18 protein-coding genes and 1 pseudogene are annotated in these 15,990 nt (G+C 44.7%); 7 read left to right on the top strand and 12 right to left on the bottom strand.

Going from position 1 to position 15,990, the window contains the following annotated elements; genetic code table 11:
• The first annotated feature begins 25 nt into the window (after window positions 1-25).
• Both speE and speB read left to right on the top strand, forming a co-directional pair.
• A complete protein-coding gene (gene speE / locus MHH82_RS34975; protein ID WP_003227543.1) occupies window positions 26-856 on the top strand; it encodes a spermidine synthase in 831 nt (276 codons plus the stop codon).
• A 60-nt stretch (window positions 857-916) separates the two neighbouring features.
• Window positions 917-1,789 (top strand): agmatinase, encoded by an 873-nt coding sequence (speB, locus tag MHH82_RS34970; protein WP_003227545.1) that lies wholly within the window; start codon window positions 917-919, stop codon window positions 1,787-1,789.
• 30 nt (window positions 1,790-1,819) lie between these two features.
• Here the strand turns inward: speB and MHH82_RS34965 are convergent.
• From MHH82_RS34965 to rapF, 3 genes and pseudogenes are all read right to left on the bottom strand, one after another.
• Window positions 1,820-2,290, bottom strand: a pseudogene (locus MHH82_RS34965) (YbaK/EbsC family protein).
• A gap of 97 nt (window positions 2,291-2,387) precedes the next feature.
• Window positions 2,388-2,507 (bottom strand): phosphatase RapF inhibitor PhrF, encoded by a 120-nt coding sequence (phrF, locus tag MHH82_RS34960; protein ID WP_009968329.1) that lies wholly within the window; start codon window positions 2,505-2,507, stop codon window positions 2,388-2,390.
• A complete protein-coding gene (rapF, locus tag MHH82_RS34955; RefSeq protein ID WP_032727072.1) occupies window positions 2,491-3,636 on the bottom strand; it encodes a response regulator aspartate phosphatase RapF in 1,146 nt (381 codons plus the stop codon). Before rapF ends, phrF begins: the two co-directional genes overlap by 17 nt.
• 2 nt (window positions 3,637-3,638) lie before the next feature.
• Between rapF and MHH82_RS34950 the strand changes: the two genes are divergently transcribed.
• Genes MHH82_RS34950 through MHH82_RS34940 form a run of 3 tightly spaced genes read left to right on the top strand, consistent with a single transcriptional unit; the run spans window position 3,639 to window position 6,636 of the window.
• Window positions 3,639-3,869, top strand: a complete 231-nt coding sequence (locus MHH82_RS34950) for a hypothetical protein (RefSeq protein WP_072175635.1) — start codon at window positions 3,639-3,641, stop codon at window positions 3,867-3,869.
• Window positions 3,866-5,221, top strand: coding sequence for a YncE family protein (locus tag MHH82_RS34945; protein ID WP_072175634.1), 1,356 nt, complete (start codon window positions 3,866-3,868; stop codon window positions 5,219-5,221). Before MHH82_RS34950 ends, MHH82_RS34945 begins: the two co-directional genes overlap by 4 nt.
• A 38-nt stretch (window positions 5,222-5,259) precedes the next feature.
• A complete protein-coding gene (locus MHH82_RS34940; RefSeq protein ID WP_072175633.1) occupies window positions 5,260-6,636 on the top strand; it encodes a YncE family protein in 1,377 nt (458 codons plus the stop codon).
• 5 nt (window positions 6,637-6,641) lie between these two features.
• Here MHH82_RS34940 and albG read toward each other — a convergent pair whose 3' ends face one another.
• Genes albG through sboA form a run of 9 tightly spaced genes read right to left on the bottom strand, consistent with a single transcriptional unit; the run spans window position 6,642 to window position 13,579 of the window.
• Window positions 6,642-7,343 (bottom strand): antilisterial bacteriocin subtilosin biosynthesis protein AlbG, encoded by a 702-nt coding sequence (gene albG, locus MHH82_RS34935; RefSeq protein ID WP_021480840.1) that lies wholly within the window; start codon window positions 7,341-7,343, stop codon window positions 6,642-6,644.
• On the bottom strand, window positions 7,340-8,620 hold the full coding sequence (locus tag MHH82_RS34930) for a M16 family metallopeptidase (RefSeq protein ID WP_021480839.1): 1,281 nt from the start codon (window positions 8,618-8,620) through the stop codon (window positions 7,340-7,342). The genes albG and MHH82_RS34930 overlap by 4 nt, the downstream gene beginning before the upstream one ends.
• A 4-nt stretch (window positions 8,621-8,624) precedes the next feature.
• The gene (gene albE, locus MHH82_RS34925; RefSeq protein ID WP_072175642.1) at window positions 8,625-9,785 is read right to left on the bottom strand and encodes an antilisterial bacteriocin subtilosin biosynthesis protein AlbE; all 1,161 of its coding nucleotides are present in this window, start codon (window positions 9,783-9,785) and stop codon (window positions 8,625-8,627) included.
• Window positions 9,775-11,085, bottom strand: coding sequence for an antilisterial bacteriocin subtilosin biosynthesis protein AlbD (gene albD / locus MHH82_RS34920; RefSeq protein WP_072175632.1), 1,311 nt, complete (start codon window positions 11,083-11,085; stop codon window positions 9,775-9,777). The genes albE and albD overlap by 11 nt, the downstream gene beginning before the upstream one ends.
• Window positions 11,078-11,797 (bottom strand): ABC transporter ATP-binding protein, encoded by a 720-nt coding sequence (locus tag MHH82_RS34915; RefSeq protein WP_072175631.1) that lies wholly within the window; start codon window positions 11,795-11,797, stop codon window positions 11,078-11,080. The genes albD and MHH82_RS34915 overlap by 8 nt, the downstream gene beginning before the upstream one ends.
• The gene (gene albB / locus MHH82_RS34910) at window positions 11,794-11,955 is read right to left on the bottom strand and encodes an antilisterial bacteriocin subtilosin biosynthesis protein AlbB (protein ID WP_003222006.1); all 162 of its coding nucleotides are present in this window, start codon (window positions 11,953-11,955) and stop codon (window positions 11,794-11,796) included. The genes MHH82_RS34915 and albB overlap by 4 nt, the downstream gene beginning before the upstream one ends.
• A gap of 12 nt (window positions 11,956-11,967) precedes the next feature.
• Complete coding sequence (gene albA, locus MHH82_RS34905) at window positions 11,968-13,314, bottom strand: subtilosin maturase AlbA (RefSeq protein ID WP_072175630.1); 1,347 nt, start codon at window positions 13,312-13,314, stop codon at window positions 11,968-11,970.
• Between the two features lie 24 nt (window positions 13,315-13,338).
• Window positions 13,339-13,491 (bottom strand): bacteriocin-like protein SboX, encoded by a 153-nt coding sequence (gene sboX / locus MHH82_RS34900; RefSeq protein WP_010886632.1) that lies wholly within the window; start codon window positions 13,489-13,491, stop codon window positions 13,339-13,341.
• A complete protein-coding gene (gene sboA, locus MHH82_RS34895; RefSeq protein ID WP_003222002.1) occupies window positions 13,448-13,579 on the bottom strand; it encodes a subtilosin A in 132 nt (43 codons plus the stop codon). The genes sboX and sboA overlap by 44 nt, the downstream gene beginning before the upstream one ends.
• A 312-nt stretch (window positions 13,580-13,891) precedes the next feature.
• Between sboA and MHH82_RS34890 the strand changes: the two genes are divergently transcribed.
• Together MHH82_RS34890 and argS are read left to right on the top strand one after the other, a co-directional pair.
• Entirely contained in the window at window positions 13,892-14,320 is a 429-nt protein-coding gene (locus MHH82_RS34890; RefSeq protein ID WP_003243604.1) for a DUF1934 domain-containing protein, read from the top strand.
• Window positions 14,317-15,987, top strand: coding sequence for an arginine--tRNA ligase (gene argS / locus MHH82_RS34885; protein ID WP_124072637.1), 1,671 nt, complete (start codon window positions 14,317-14,319; stop codon window positions 15,985-15,987). The genes MHH82_RS34890 and argS overlap by 4 nt, the downstream gene beginning before the upstream one ends.
• The last annotated feature ends 3 nt before the right edge of the window (window positions 15,988-15,990 follow it).

Here is a 15,990-nt window from a genome sequence, read left to right as displayed (position 1 = left end):
TACAGCCTCGAAAGGGAGATGACAATTGAGCGAACTTTGGTACACAGAGAAGCAGACGAAAAACTTTGGCATTACGATGAAGGTTAACAAGACGTTACATACAGAACAAACGGAGTTTCAGCATTTAGAAATGGTGGAAACAGAAGAGTTCGGCAACATGCTGTTTTTGGACGGCATGGTGATGACATCTGAAAAAGACGAATTCGTTTATCACGAAATGGTGGCGCATGTCCCATTATTCACGCACCCAAATCCGGAGCACGTTCTCGTAGTCGGCGGCGGTGACGGCGGCGTTATCAGAGAAATCCTGAAGCACCCAAGCGTGAAAAAAGCGACACTTGTAGATATTGACGGCAAGGTTATCGAATACTCTAAAAAGTTCCTTCCTTCTATCGCAGGCAAACTGGATGATCCGCGCGTTGACGTGCAGGTAGATGACGGATTTATGCACATTGCAAAATCTGAAAATCAATATGACGTCATCATGGTAGATTCGACTGAACCAGTCGGACCGGCTGTAAACCTGTTTACAAAAGGATTCTACGCAGGAATCGCTAAAGCGCTGAAAGAAGACGGCATTTTTGTCGCACAGACGGACAACCCATGGTTTACACCGGAATTAATCACAAATGTACAGCGCGACGTGAAGGAAATCTTCCCGATTACGAAGCTGTATACGGCGAACATTCCGACATATCCAAGCGGTTTGTGGACATTTACAATTGGCTCGAAAAAATATGATCCGCTTGCAGTGGAAGACAGCCGTTTCTTCGATATTGAGACAAAATATTACACAAAAGATATTCATAAAGCGGCATTTGTTCTGCCGAAATTTGTGAGTGACCTGATTAAATAATGAAGGTATGGCGCAGGAGCGAATCTTGCGCTTTTTTACAGGAAAGCGAGGGTATTATCGATGAGATTTGATGAAGCTTATTCAGGAAAAGTATTTATTGCGAGCCGTCCCGAGTGGGAAGAGGCGGACGCCATTCTTTACGGCATGCCGATGGACTGGACAGTCAGCTATCGCCCGGGCTCACGCTTTGGCCCAAGCAGAATCCGTGAGGTATCAATCGGCCTTGAGGAATACAGCCCATATTTAGACCGCGATCTGGCTGACTTGAACTTCTTTGACGCCGGCGACATTCCGCTGCCGTTTGGAAATCCGCAGCGAAGCCTGGATATGATTGAAGAGTACGTGGACAGCATTTTAGAAAAAGGGAAGTTCCCAATGGGTATGGGCGGGGAGCACCTCGTGTCATGGCCTGTTATTAAAGCGATGTACAAGAAATACCCAGACCTTGCGATTATCCATTTTGACGCACATACAGATCTTCGTGTTGATTATGAGGGAGAACCGCTTTCTCACTCCACGCCGATCCGTAAGGCGGCAGAATTGATCGGACCGCACAATGTGTATTCATTCGGAATCCGTTCCGGCATGAAAGAAGAGTTTGAATGGGCGAAGGAAAACGGCATGCACATCTCAAAATTTGAAGTGCTTGAACCGCTGAAAGAGGTGCTTCCGAAGCTGGCGGGCCGTCCGGTTTATGTCACAATTGACATTGACGTATTAGACCCTGCACACGCACCGGGTACAGGAACGGTTGACGCCGGCGGCATCACGTCTAAAGAACTGCTTGCATCGGTCCATGAAATTGCGCGTTCAGAGGTAAACGTAAAGGGCGCTGATTTAGTGGAAGTCGCACCGGTGTATGACCACTCAGAGCAAACGGCAAACACAGCCAGCAAAATCATCCGTGAAATGCTGCTTGGGTTTGTGAAATAAGTAAACATCCAGACGATGTCTGGATGTTTTTTATTCCCAGTCTTTACAAACATCAATCCACACTTTTGAGAAAGAAAATTCGGATAATTCTTTCGGTGTTAATTCAATAGCGGAGTTTCTGCTGCCGCATGCGGGGAAAACAGTCTGAAACCGTTTCAGCGATACATCAAGATAAACCTCAGGATCATGAGCCAATCCAAATGGGCAAACTCCTCCAATTTCATGGCCTGTCTGCTCCAGCACCTCATTAGGAGAGAGCATTCTTGCTTTAAAGCCAAATGTTTGCCTGGACTTTTTGTTGTCGATCTTGGCATCGCCGCTGCCACAACAGAATCACCTGATCTCCTTCCCCTCTAAGGACAGGGACTTGGCGATTCTAGACAGGCTTACGCCGATTGTCTCAGCTGCCTGTTCAACGGTCGCACTCGACGTTTCGAACTCCGTCACATCATTTTCTCGATTCCATTGAGTAAAGTGGGTTCTCACACTTTTTAGAGACATGCTGCATTTCCACTATTTTTAAGATTATTGAAAAAATCATAGAATGGATTGGGAGACTGGGTAAAGAGGGGACAAAAAAACCGCCGATGGACGGCGGTTAAATCATTCCTCGTTGTGCAACTTCAATTTGGTGTGTAGGTGCATTTGCAATAGTTGTTGCCACGAACACAGTGCTTAGAGCCAGACAAGAGAGTAATAGTTTAGACTTCAATTTCATACAAACTCACTCCTCCTTGAATAAGTTGCCTTACTTGTTCCACCTTCAAAAAATAAGCAGAAGCTTTTTGAAAATTTTTACGTTCATGATAATATTTTGCCACATCAATAGCGAAATCTTCAAGATCAGCATACAACATTTTACTTTCGAGAAAATTAAAAAATCCTTGAATTGCTTCTTCATCCGGGCCTGATAAGTATAAAGATTTCAAAAATTCAAACTCTGATAAATATATTACATCTCCGGCCTTTTGTGAATAAGCCATTCCCTTACTATGATATTCATGAGCTTTATCCATTTTTCCTAATTTATAATGGATCTGTGTAATTAAAAAATACGCTTGAGGTAAGGAAGGAAGAATATTTGATTCTTCAAAAACAGCTATTGCTCTTTTGAAATAAGGTATGGCATCCTCATATTGGCTTTGGCTGTTTTTACAAAGCCCGATATTGTACAAAGTTCTCCCCATTAATTGGGGCTGCTTTTCAGCTTCTGCCATAGAATAAGCTTTTTGAAAATGTGAGATGGCATCCTCATACTGTTTTAAATCTAAAAAATTGGTGGCAAATAAAGAATGACACTGCAGCAATCTTATATTATAAGCTTCATGTTCTTTGTATATTTCATATGCTTGCCGTGCATAGTCCATTGAAAAATACGTTTGTTTCATATAGTAATAAGATTCAGACAACTTAAAGAAAAACTCAGCTTTCTCTATCCGATCCTTAACGAATATCAGCTTGCTTTCGGCCTTTTTGAAAAATTTAATAGCCGACAGATATTCCCGCTGGTCCAGCTCATACATGCCTCTGAAGAAATTAAAATAGTACTCAAGCAGACCAGTTAAACGAGCCTGTTTTTTATCAATCTCAAGCAGCAGATCAGACAGTCTCGGCTGTTCCTCAATCCTCATTTTTTCTAACGGTTCAAGGTATTCAAGCATTAGGTTGTGCCGAAACTCCATCAGTGAATAGTACAAATGAAGGTCTTGATCTTCTTCCATTTGATCCAGCTCTTGCTTGATTTCTCGTCGCAAATATTCTGCATCGGGTATGCTGAATCGGCGTATGTACATATACCATTCGTTAATCTTTTCTCCGATGGAAGAAGAAGATATGACACCTGTCACGTTTGCAAATCCCTCCCTTCATAATTCTATATATGTCATATTTTATCATCAACATTCTTGTGAGAAGCGCAAAAAAACCGCAATTTTTTCTTTCGTTACACCGCATGTTTGGAGATATATTTTCAAAAAGAAGCGTTTACCCTCAGCAATTTGTACAAGCAAACACGTTATTCTTCCATATTCTGTTATATCTGCGTGAGCAGTGTATGTCTGAAAAGGAAGTGAAGGAATGAGAAAAAATAAGCTTTCCTTTAAAGAAAAAGCAGGAGCAGAACAAGAAGAGTGCTTATGTTTTTGTGAGGGAGAAGTAAGCCGAGAAGCCATGTTTCAAGCGCCGATTGAATTACCTGAAGGATTTGTCGTTGATCCGGCTGAAGCTGTTGCAAACGTGACGTGGAATGCAGACAGCCTTTCTTGTGTCAGTGACCGTTGCTTAATTCAAACGGGGCCAGAGCCTGATGAGGTCGGTGTTCAATTTGCAGTGCGCCTGCAGGGAACCGTTACGCTACTCGTCAGTGTCTCACCTGTGCGAAATCAATATGGACAAGGGGACGGGGCTGTTTCCGTCATTCACAATGCAGAAATCGATCAAGTCGTCTATTATTCCGATGAACCGGATGATTGCCCGGATATCAGTGACATCACGATTGAGAACCTTGTTGTTGTTCCGCCGTTTTACGGCAGTCCTTTATCGGTGACGGGGACGATTGTGCTTGTACCGGAGCCGGAACCCGTCTACGCGTTTACAGCGAATCCAAATGATCAATCAGTTTCTGTGATTGATACAAACACCCATACTGTTGTGACAACGATTGCTCTTCCGTACAATCCGGCAGGTATTGAAATTACGCCAGATAAAAGCGCTGTGTTTGTCTTACATCCCAACAATAATGTGATTTCTGTCATCGATTATGACACATTAACAGTGACAGCAACTATATTGCTGGATCAGCCGCCTCGATTGATTAGATTTATCCCTAATCATGAGTTTGCTTATGTTTTCGCCGGTACTGCCATTTATGTGATTGGAATTGATACGTTGACTGTTGAGAGGTCTATTCCTGTAGAAGGTTTTGATATTGCAATTGACCCCAATGGGTTGTTCGCCTATGTTCTTAATTTTGGGTTAGTGCAAAAAGTGGACTTATCTACCGGTGAAGTCTTAGGAACGATTGAACGAGAGCTTATCGTATCATCCATAGAAACAGATTCTACGGAGCGGTATGCGTATGTATTAGAACAAGAATTCTTATTCAATTATTTGACGGTTATTGATTTAAATACGTTTACGATCAGGGATACCCAAGAGCTGGAGCCTGACGGGCTATATGTAATGTTTACGAGTGGATCAGAGGTGTATTTACATGACAGCTTCACTGGCAATTTATATTCTGTCAGTCCGAATGGAGCAGGTGTAATTGGAAATCTTCCGCAATCAGCAACAGACTATGCGTTTACCCCGAATGGCGATTTTCTGTATGCAACTCGTTTTATAGAGCAGAGCATCATTGTTTACAACACAGATGATTATTCTGAGGAAACTGTGATATCTCTTGGGGTTTCACCGGGTGCCATTACGATTTAACCGCTGCATGTTGTGCATTTCTAAAAGGACGTGAAATCATGAAAAAGAATGATCTTTCTGCTTTACAGGAAAATTGTTTCTGTTTTTGTGATGAGGAAATTAGCCGGGAAGCGCCGTTTCAAGTGCCGATAGATATCCCTGAGGGCTTCAAGGTTGATTCGGCAGAAGCGTCAGCGGCTGTTACATGGAGTACAGACAATTTGTCCTGTATCAGTGAGCCTTGCTTAATCCAGACTGGGCCGGAACCAGAAGATATCGGTGTTCGATATGCCGTGAGAGTACAAGGGACCATTACGCTTCTTGTCAGTGTGTCGCCTGTACGAAATCAATATGGACAAGGAGACGGGGCTGTTTCGGTGATTCATACCGAAGAGATTGATCAAGTTGTTTATTATGCAGCACAGTCTGACCGCTGTCCTGATTTTAGTCAAATGATAGTGGAAGATCTTCTCATTGTACCGCCTTTCTACGGCAGTCCGCTTACGGTGGCCGGGACACTTGTTTTACCGCCATCGCCAGACCCTCAATCATATGTGTTTACTGCCAATACTGGAGACAGCACGGTTTCGGTCATTGATGCAGATTTAAACACTGTTGTAAAAACAATCCCGTTTTCTGCTGTGCCAACTAATCTAGGCGTTACTTTCGATAAAGCATTCACGTATATCCTCCATGGAAATACCAACCTTGTTTCAGTGATTGATAATAAAACATTAACTATCATAAATACCATTACTGTTGGAGGAGGGCCGAGAAAAATCGAATTTGATCCAACAGATGAGTTCGCATACGTGATGGCCGCCGGATCTATATATGTGATTAACACGGCCTCTCAATCGGTCATTGATGTCATTCCGATACCCGGCGCTTTAGACTTTGCTCTTGATCCGAATGGACAGTATGTCTATACCGCTAATGGAAGCAGTTGGTCGGTTGATAAATATGATGTAAATACTGGGCAGTTGGTAGAAAGTATCATAGATACATTTGAATTTCCCAGTTTAATTGCAACTCCTTACGCTGGAAATTTTGCGTACGTATTGAATGGTGAGCTGTGGCCGAAAGGTGTAACGGAGATTAGTTTGTCACCATTAAGCAGGGGAGGGGACTTCAGCCGTTTATTTGAAACGCTGAGGACGATTGTATTTTCTCTCGATAGTACTAGAGCTTATTTTCTAGAGCCATATAGTGAACCGTTTCTCATTAATAACTTATATGTAGTTAATACGGCCAGACAGAGGATCATTGCAAACGTGTCTCTCCCCGGCGCTTTTGACCTCGCCGTAACGCCGGACAAACAGTATATTTATGCGGCACAGCCCAACGACAATGCTGTGACCGTGTACCGCACAAGTGATTATACAGCCGTGACGGTGATTCCGGTTGGCGCGGGTCAGTCTGCGATTGCGATGTAGCTATTTTATAGATCAAGAGAAGCGGTGCTGCGATAAGAGAATCGTTTATAAATAAATGATCCGATTTGCTGAATGGCAGCCAGGATAATCAGAAACAGCAGTTCACTTATAGAGAAACTGAGCATCCACCAAATCCCGGCTGCTGCCAGCACTCCCGCAAACACTTTTCTGAACAGGCTGCCGTGCCGGAAAAGCTGCCGCAAATACGTTCGCATGCAAAACAATAAATACAGGATCAGTAGCATCGCAAGTCCCATTGAAAAGGCAGGGGGCGTATGAAGGCGGAAAGGGACGGCTTTAACGATTTCGAACATGCAGCCGAATATGAAGACTTGGCACAACACGGCAGCCATCACGTATGTTTGGCGGACGTTTTTATAGCTGTCACGCAGCGATTTGACGTCTTCTGCATATCGGCTGCACAAGTTGTGTTGCTGAAAGTCACAGCAGCTTTGATGAGACTGTGTGAGTTTCTGAAAAGCTGCTGTCATGTTTTTCACGGATTGGGTGACATAATGAAGATAGAGAAAAGCAGGCAGCATCAGGAGGGCAGCGGTACAAGCCAGCAGTCCGAGCCGCACAGCATCATTGTTGATCATCTGTACATATTGGGCGGCGGCTTCGGCAAAGGCCTGAACCCAGCCGAAGGAATAAGCCGCCATACCTATAAGCAGCAATAAAAGGGTAAAGACAGTGTTTTTTTTCATTGTCTGATCGCCTCTTTCTGAGAAACGTGAATGATCGCTTTGTTAGAAGATGCAATTGCATCAATGAGAGACAAGAAAACCTGAGCATCCATATCTTGAATGATGTGGTACATGTCAAGAAACGAGCAATCGCACCTGTCACACTCGGCTGCCCACTCGAAGCATTTACGCACATAATCGCTGTCATAAATGATCGCGTCTGTCAAAGAGTCCTTGCCGTATTGAAGCCAGGCGGCAACCTGTTCTTTCTTCTGTGTGACATAGTATGAAGCCACATCGATATAAGCTGAAGAATGGGTCCCTTGACTGTGAAGGATCAAGAAACCGCCATCCTCATATATATAAGTCTCGGCTGACAAGCGATCGATTTCCAGACGGTACGTTTGCTGAATCTCTTGAAAAAACGGTGAATCTAATTGAAATAGAATACGAGCCGCGATATCCCAATAAAGCTTTATCGACAACAGATCGTTTTGCCCGGGAAGTGCGCCGATCTGTAATCCGGTCCAAGTATCTTCCATCCGCTCCTCATCACCCAGCACCATTTTTTGTGAGAGGGCTGGAGGGCATGCCGGGATGATTTTTCTTTCAGCATGATAATCCGGACGCTTTTCCAGCTGGAGGTGAGGAGGCAAAAGCGTTTCTGTATTTTCTGAGCCCCCAATCAAAAACAGTGTCATCCGATGGGCTTGGTAGGCAGCCTTATAGGCTTTTTGTAAATCATTGATGTCCAGCGCCTCAATATCTTCGATTCTGCCTGCGGGGAAAACGGCAGCTGGTGAGGAGGGAGAAAGCATGCTGATCAGCTGATAATGATATGAGAGCTGATGGTTAAGGTGTGCTGTTTGAATTTCGCTTGTAATCACAGCTTTTTCCTGAGCGACAATCTTCTTGTCAAATGAGTGGTTCCATAAAGCATCAAGCAGGATGGGGATCGTTTGTCTGAGCCGATCCGGTAATGAGGTAAACATGAAATTGGTATCGGTGTAGGTAGTGAATGCGTTTAAAAGCGCGCCATGCGCAAAAAAATCACTGTACAGATTGCGGCCGTTATGCCAGAAGAGAAGATGCTCTAAAAAATGCGCTGTGCCATACGGAAGCAGTGTATCACCGGATTCTGCCCGTATACATACATCCCGGCTTCCAAAATCGATTTTTACATTGCACAGCCGCAGGTGGGCGCGGGGGAATTTCAATCTGAATATTTTTAGTCCGCTGTCTGTGTATCTGATATCGGTTCGTTCATCCAGTTGTTGAAAAAAGGCTTTCTTTTCCATCTCTTCATCCCCTTACTACATGAGCTCCGATATAATTGATGGTCGCTATGAATTGCAATACATCACGGCATGTAACCGCTGAGATGCCATCCAGCAAGGCTTCTTTCGTGCAGGAGAAGCGGCGCAGGATCCCCATATAGGCCAATAGACCTTCGGGAGAATCGAATTGCAGCAGCAATTCATTGCGTAAAAACTGCTTTGCCTGTTCTAGTTCCCGCTCATCTGTATGAAAAGCTGAGACAGCTTCCAAAACGCGCGGGGGAATGTCTATCTCATGAAGCTGATCTGTGCATATTGAAACAAGCAGCAAATTGTTCATGACATCGTAACGGGTGATAACGTGATAGACTGCCAGATCCTTCTCTCTGAAGTGCTTGAATAAAGCGGAATGGCCGTACTTTCCCAGTAATCCGTCTATTAGCTGTATTTTGATATAATCGCTGGCATCTTTCATCTCTCCGCAGTCAAATCCGAGTGTCAAGACGGAAGGACCTGCAGCGCTGCGTGTCTCTGTTTCAAAAACATGCCGGTTTACGGGTATTCTTCCGGACGTTACAGCGGACGTTTGCGGGGCATGTCCCCGAACATCACATGCTTGTACTTGTCCCAATATGTTCAGCTGTTTTTGTTGGGACACTAAATCAACGATAAAGTCCGTTGCGTCGAGAAACCGTTTAGGATGAATCGCCTTTATCCTGTCTTTCCGGCCAAACATGCCTGTGCCGTACATCGGGTTTCCGAAGACCTCCTCAGCCAAGCGCGCCGCCGAGTAGGAGAAAGGATCAGTGAATTTCTTTTCGATTCTCAGCAGCAGCTCATTCCTGGCCTTTTCAACTGCTTCGAATGAAAGAGAAGAAGGGAAAGACAAGTCTGCAAAAGTTTTCAGCAGGGCGTCAACATGAAGATTCCCGTTATATAATGGGTGAATCAAACGGGTCCCGCAGGTTTTCAGCTGCTGATCAAAAAAGAGATTCGCTGAGTACATGAAACGGCTGCCGGCAGCACAACCAAAAGCGTCAATGATTTGCTCCTTCAGGTATGCGGCGGCGCCGTAAAAATAAATTGTTTCTTCCTCAGGTTCCGCCGCGCTTTCGATCGGTTTCAGAAAGCTCGCGGCGATTGAAATAGTTGAAAATTGATGAGTCTTCAGCAGGTTAACTTCCAAGCCGTTCTCTTTTGCTTGTATCAAAGAAACCACCATCCTGTTTTTGCAGGTAATAGACTATGACCAGACCGGCTATCGGAATGACCGCCAAGGATACAGCGGTGCCGGCTAATGTGGCTAAGAATAGGGGAAGACAAAACAAATAAGACCGATATTTTGAGAAACCGCTCCATAGCTGCTGCTCCGTCTGCCAGCTGAAGGAGGGCCTTTTTTCATCCGCAGTTAACCTGATAAAAGCTCCCGCCAGCAGCAACTCAATACACTGCAAAAAAGTGAGAACTGAAATCGGACGGCCGCTGATGAAACCCACAATTATCACGACAAGGAGAAATCCGCCTGCCAATAGGCCTGAATAAAAGCGATATTTCGCCCAAAACATCATTTTCCGCTTGATCGGAAGCGTGATGAGCAGCATCCGGTCATTTTTTTCAATCGAGTACAAAAGGGCGATCGGCGAGCAGATGAGCAAAAGCGCGGAAATCACGATATAAATCACTTGCTGATTGAAGATGCCGGTATTCATCATCTGGAACGAAAAGAAGCCGCTGAATACCGCCATTACCGCGTAATTTAACAGCATCGCTTTAGAAGAGATAAATCGGTTCCACTCTCTTTTGTAAAACGAAAATTCAGATCGCCGCATAAATGAATGCATCTTGCCCTGCTGCGGAGGCGCCTGCAGAAAGACAGGAAAGTCAATGATCACCGCCCACAGCATATGCACCGCGCAAAGCGGAAGCGTGGCGGCCGGCATCAAAGCGGCGCTGAGACATACACAGGCGAATATCGCCGCATGCAGCAGAAACATCAAGTTCTTCTTTTTGACGAAGTGGTTGCTTAGCACAACTCCGAAAATAATGGAGTAAACGGTAAAAAACGAAAACCTGCCGAGCCAAAACAATGTTTGCGCCCCTGACAGCGTTCCGTTTCCAAATAAGAACAGCGGTAAAATAAAAAAGAATAAAGTTCTTCTCAAACAGGTATCGACAAACAAAACGACACTCTGGGCGAGCCAAAAGCTCCGTGAAGAAATCGGCAGCAGGCAGCTCAGTTTCATATAAGATTCCTTCCATTGAGATGTCACAGAAAGAAACACCATATATGCGTTCATTAAGAGAAGCGCGAGTATGATATACGTTTTGCGCAACACCGATTCATCAATGCCGGCCTGGCGGATCAGCCCGATTTCAAACACGGCCAGAATGACAAGGCCTGCGGCAATGCGGATGGCGTCCTTTTTCCCTTGCCGGCTGTAAAGCTGTTTGAACAGCAAAGACATGATGGGGATTATGTTATTCATGGCCGATCACCTCGAAAAATTCCCGCCGCAGATCGGTCTCCTCTCCAATCGGAATGACCTTTTGGATCTGTTTGTTGTGAAGAATAGCCGCATAATCACAAAATCTTTGCACGACATCGAGCAGATGAGAAGAAAACAAAATGGTCCCACCTGCTTCACAGTACTCGCGCATTTTCTGATAAAAAACCTCTATCGATTCCACATCCAAACCGACGAGCGGCTCATCCAAAATAAACAGGGGAGCGCGCAGCAATAAGCCTGTCATCAATACAACCTTTTGCCTGTTCCCCAAGGACAGCTCCGAAATTCTCCTGTTGGTGTATTTCGAAAAATGAAAGGCCTCGGCCAAACTGGCAAACTGCTGCTCTGAAAAATCCTTTTGATAAAGCGAATGGACGAAAGACACATAGTCCTTCGCCGTAATTTCTGTAAATAGCAGCGGGTAATCGGCGGCGAAGTAACGGTGAGTCTTCAGCTGATCTGATGTTTTCTGCGGCATGCCGGCCTCCGCTTCAATTCCGCACAGTGTAAAGCGCCCGCTGAAATTGCGGTTCACGCCTGTCAGCGTATTAATCAGTGTCGTTTTTCCGGCGCCGTTTACCCCAAGCAACCCGTAAACGGCGCCTTTTTCTAAATGTAAATCCACTTGTTCTAAGATGACGTTGTCCCGTTCATACCAAACGGATACATCGTGTATATCCAAAATGCTCATCGCGAGTCAGCCTTCCGCGCGCGCATCCCGAACAGAATGGCAATGGCAATGAAAATCAGCGTAAACAGATAATCGCTTTTGACAAAATAGACGACTGCGCCGATGACAAAGATAAATGAAAGGATATACAGTAAAATTCTTCTTTGTGCTGGTGACAAATCGTTTCCCTCCTAAATAAGCTGGACCACGTCTTCTAATTGTTCATTTTTCGCCCAAGAGCAAATGTTTTTTCGGTGATATTTGTTAGAGTTCAGCCCTTTTAAGTAACAGCCTCCGCAATAGCCGCTGAACGGGCATTTGTCTTTCATGCAATGTTCGCTGAACCGCGGCGCTTGCGCTTGCCACAGTTTCTGGACGAGAGGGGAGTTAAAGATGCTTTCATAGGAATCATGAAAAATATTTCCCAATGAAAATTCCTTTGGAAAGAGGGCGCAAGGACGTACTTCGCCGAACGGGCTGATCACAATGGACTTCCAGCCAGCGCCGCAATTTGCCGCGCGTTTTCTCTCATAAGGAATAATCGGAATCAGATCTTTAAACTCATCAATCACATTTTGCTCGTATTCCATAAACTTGCGGTGCTGCTCGGCGTCTTTCGTTGGATGGACAATATCCCTGCCTCTTCCGAAATCGTCAACCCAATTGTAAGAGAACGCCTTCGCCCCGAGATCCCGAACCTTTTGGGCCATATCGTGGATTTCCCACATGTTTTTTTCGAAGACAGACATGGCGACTCTGACAAATATACCGTGGTCACTCAACAATTTTATCGTTTTACAAGTTTGGGCAAAAGAGCCTTTTCTCCCTCTAAAGGAGTCATGGACCTCGGAATTGACACTATCAAGAGAAATGCCGACAATGATTTTTTGCTTGTAAGCCTTCAAAAGCTCCAAACTCTCTTTTCGCATGAGTGTTCCGTTTGTTAAGACAGCGACTTTTTTGAACTTTTTACACACATAGTCAAGAATCTCATTGGCGTTTGGATGGACAAAAATTTCTCCGCCTGTGATTTCGCATGTCAATACACCGTTATCAAACAGCATATCAGCTGTTTTTTTGAATTGCTCAATCGACACGGTGCCGAGCGCTTCAGGTGAGCTTTCCAAATAACAGTGGGCGCATTTCAAATTACAGCGGTGCGTCAGTTCAAAGGTGGCGTGGAGCGGCATCGGAAATTCATTGCTTCCGCTCGTGGTGATTGTATGGCGGCTGGCCCGGTTTCCAAGCTGAATAACCTGCTTGTTCTGGAGCATGTTGAGCATGTCGTAATACCAATCTTTATGGTCTTCCGGTGATTCATCATACACTGCACATTGCTCAGCTAAAATCTGCTCAGCTGTTTTTTGGCCATCCATGCGCATGCAGAGCTCGTAAGCCGTTTTGTTGAGATCCAAATACTCAAAGTCGGAAATGGAGACATTATCGCGCAAGTAGTCGATTTCTAACACGCCGCCCTCAGGAAGCTGGTGAACTCTTACACTTTCATTAATAAATGGAAACATCTGCTCTCTAAACAAAATACCATCCCCTATACATATGATTCAAATGAAAAACGGTTGTGTATGTATATCCAAGAGGTAGATTTTAGTTAAAAATTGTAATTTACTTAAAAAGGGCATAGTAGAATGACTATGCCCTTTTGGGAGATCCTTACCCCCATAGACCGAATAGACCTGTTGCACCGGCAATTTCAAAATCAGGGATAGGACCGTCCACTAGACAAGCGGCTCCGATCGAGCATGTTGCACAACCTTTGTTTTCTACAATGACAGCTTTTTTCATAATTGAATCCTCCCTTTTTTTGTTTTTCTAGCAGATCTATGTTGTACTTTTATCTTAAAACTATCAAATTACTAATTCAATACATATAATTTGAAAAAAATGTGAAAAGGAAATGATAGATTTCGGAAAAATGTAACATTTCCTAAAGGTAATTAGTGATATGATTTTCTCTTCTATATAAGGAAATGCTTTTTATGAGGTTTATCTTCAAATCTGATGAGCAATGATGGTAAGATAGAAGCAGTTGAAGTTTACAAACCGAATGATTATACTATTCAAGTCAAAGTGGAATGATGAAAAGGACGTGTCAGAATGAAGCAAGAGACACCGATAACACTCCATGTGAAGTCTGTGATCGAGGATGACGGAAACCAAGAAGTCATCGAATTCCGCACCACCGGATTTTACTATGTAAAACAAAATAAAGTGTATCTATCTTATTATGAAGAACACGACTTAGGCAAAGTCAAAACGATTGTGAAAGTAAGCGAAGGCGAAGTCCTGGTCATGAGGTCAGGCGCTGTCAAAATGAATCAGCGTTTCGTAACGGGAGCTTCCACAATTGCTAAATATAAAATGTCATTTGGTGAGCTTGAGCTGAAAACAAGCACAAAATCGATTCAATCTGATCTCGATGAAGAAAAAGGCCGTATCAGCATCGCATATGACATGCATGTCGGAGACGAGCAGGAGCATTTACATAATATGACGATCACGTATGAGGGAGGAACTCACGCATGAACATTGCGGAACAAATGAAGGACGTGCTGAAAGAAGAAATTAAAGCGGCCGTTCTGAAAGCGGGACTGGCTGAAGAAAGCCAGATTCCCAATGTTGTTTTAGAAACACCGAAAGATAAAACACACGGCGACTACTCAACGAATATGGCGATGCAGCTGGCAAGAGTGGCAAAAAAAGCGCCGCGTCAAATCGCTGAAGAGATTGTCGCCCATTTTGATAAAGGAAAGGCTTCGATTGAAAAACTGGATATCGCCGGCCCAGGTTTTATTAATTTCTATATGAACAATCAGTATTTAACAAAGCTGATTCCGTCTGTACTGGAAGCAGGGGAAGCATACGGGGAAACAAACATCGGAAACGGTGAACGAGTTCAGGTAGAATTCGTATCAGCGAATCCGACGGGAGACCTTCACCTCGGGCATGCGCGCGGGGCGGCTGTCGGCGATTCCTTGTGCAACGTGCTTTCAAAAGCGGGTTACGATGTAAGCCGCGAATACTACATTAACGATGCGGGAAACCAAATCAACAATCTGGCGCTCTCTGTTGAAGTCCGTTACTTTGAAGCACTCGGATTGGAAAAACCGATGCCGGAGGATGGCTACCGCGGCGAGGATATCATTGCGATCGGAAAGCGTCTCGCTGAGGAATACGGTGATCGTTTCGTTAACGAAGAGGAAAGTGAACGCCTCGCGTTTTTCCGTGAATACGGCCTGAAATACGAGCTGGAAAAGCTTCGTAAGGACTTGGAAAACTTCCGTGTGCCGTTTGATGTGTGGTATTCCGAAACTTCACTGTACCAAAATGGAAAAATCGACACGGCGCTTGAAGTGCTTCGTGAAAAAGGCCACGTCTATGAAGAAGACGGCGCGACTTGGTTCCGTTCCACGACGTTCGGCGATGATAAAGACCGCGTATTGATCAAGAAGGACGGCACGTACACGTACCTGCTTCCTGATATCGCGTACCATAAGGACAAGCTTGACCGCGGCTTTGATAAGCTGATCAATGTTTGGGGCGCCGATCACCACGGCTACATCCCGCGTATGAAAGCGGCAATCGAAGCGCTGGGCTATGAAAAAGGAACGCTTGAAGTAGAAATCATTCAGCTCGTTCACCTTTACAAAAACGGCGAGAAAATGAAAATGAGCAAACGGACCGGTAAAGCCGTAACGATGCGTGACCTGATTGAAGAAGTCGGCTTGGATGCTGTTCGTTACTTCTTTGCGATGCGAAGTGCGGACACCCATATGGATTTTGACTTAGATCTTGCTGTATCAACATCTAACGAAAACCCTGTGTATTATGCACAATACGCGCATGCCCGTATTTGCAGCATGCTTCGCCAAGGGGAAGAGCAGGGACTTAAACCGGCGGCAGATCTTGATTTCAGCCATATTCAATCAGAAAAAGAATACGATCTGCTGAAAACGATCGGCGGCTTCCCAGAGGCAGTGGCGGAAGCAGCAGAAAAACGAATTCCGCACCGTGTCACAAACTATATTTATGATCTGGCTTCTGCTCTGCACAGCTTCTACAACGCAGAGAAAGTCATCGACCCTGAAAATGAAGAGAAAAGCCGCGCGCGCCTGGCTTTAATGAAGGCAACGCAAATTACGCTGAACAATGCGCTTCAGCTGATCGGCGTATCGGCTCCGGAAAAAATGTAATCA

The organism is Bacillus sp. FSL K6-6540 (assembly GCF_038007545.1).
Note: the sequence above shows the minus strand (reverse complement) of the source record. Positions and strands in the feature narration are given on the sequence as shown.